Raw genomic sequence first — 1,451 nt, forward strand, 5'->3', positions numbered from 1 at the left:
GGCGGATTCAATCGGTCGTCGCAACACCTCGTGATCAGCGAGGTGTGGGATGGTTCGTCGTCAGCAGGCAGCTGATCGGGCGATTCGGCCAAAGTTGAGGTCTCCGGGGCATCCGAAATTTCAACGTCATATCGAAGCGGCGTTCTGGGATGCAATCGCCATGGGTCTCCTCGCGGAGGAAGCGGCCGGGGATATCGGCGTGGCGCCGGCGGTGGCCACGCGCTGGTTTCGGCAGTGTGGCGGCATGCGACCGTTCGATCCGAAGCCGCATTCGGGCAGGTACTTGTCGTTCTCTGAGCGGGAGGAGATCGCGCTCTTCAACGCCCAAGGCATGGGCGTACGTGAAATCGCTCGGCAAGTCGGCCGTGATCCGGGGACGATTTCCCGTGAGTTGCGGCGCAACGCGGCCACCAGGGGCGGGAAGCTCGATTATCGGGCCTCGGTCGCCCAATGGAAGTCGGACATGGCCGCCCGCCGTCCGAAGACATCGAAGCTGGTCGCCAATCCGCGGTTGCACGCGTACGTCCAGGAGCGGCTCTCCGGAGGGATCAGCACGCCTGGCGGCAGGGCGATCGCAGGTCCTTCGACAGGCGCGTGGACGGGGCGGAACAAGCCGCACCGCAAGGACCGTGCGTGGGTGCAGGCGTGGAGTCCGGAGCAGATCGCGAACCGGATCAAGGTTGATTTCCCGGATGATGAGTCCATGCGCATCAGCCACGAGGCGATCTACCAGGCTCTCTACGTTCAGGGCCGCGGGGCGCTGAAGCGGGAGCTGATCTTGTGCCTTCGCACGGGCCGCGCGCTGCGTGCCCCGCGCGCTCGTTCGCGCCGTAGGGCCTGGGCGCATGTGACGCCCGAAGCGCTGATCAGTGAACGGCCTGCCGAAGTCGAGGACCGTGCCGTTCCTGGCCACTGGGAAGGCGACCTGATCATCGGGCTGGAGCGGTCCGCGATCGGCACTGTCGTCGAGCGGTCAACTCGATTCACAATGTTGGTTCACCTGCCGCGCGAGGAAGGGTACCGGCACAAGCAATCGGTCAAGAATGGTCCTGCGCTGGCCGGTTATGGGGCGATCACGATGAAGGCCGCTCTCGCCAATACGATGTCGACGCTGCCCGAACAGCTGGCACGGTCGTTGACCTGGGATCGTGGCAAGGAGATGTCGGCCCATGCACAATTCAGAGTCGAGACGGGCATTCCCGTGTTCTTCGCCGATCCGCATAGTCCGTGGCAGCGCGGCACAAACGAGAACACCAATGGGCTCTTGCGCCAGTACTTCCCAAAAGGCACTGATCTCTCGAGATGGTCTGCCGAGGAAGTCGAGGCCGTCGCTCACACTCTCAACAGCAGACCCCGCAAGACGCTCGGTTGGAAGACGCCCGCCGAGGCGTTCAACGAGCAGCTACAGTTGCTTCAACAAGCTGGTGTTGCAACGACCGGTTGAATCCGGT

Annotated in this window: 1 protein-coding gene; it reads left to right on the forward strand. The window is 63.7% G+C overall.

Translation table 11 applies throughout. The features are described 5' to 3' along the window. The first annotated feature begins 49 nt into the window (after positions 1-49). The gene (locus ACFYY7_RS45675) at positions 50-1,444 is read left to right on the forward strand and encodes an IS30 family transposase (protein WP_388672395.1); all 1,395 of its coding nucleotides are present in this window, start codon (positions 50-52) and stop codon (positions 1,442-1,444) included. Positions 1,445-1,451: the final 7 nt, after the last annotated feature.

This window comes from Streptomyces sp. NPDC001933 (assembly GCF_042890955.1).
In the GTDB taxonomy this organism is placed as follows: Bacteria; Actinomycetota; Actinomycetes; order Streptomycetales; family Streptomycetaceae; genus Streptomyces.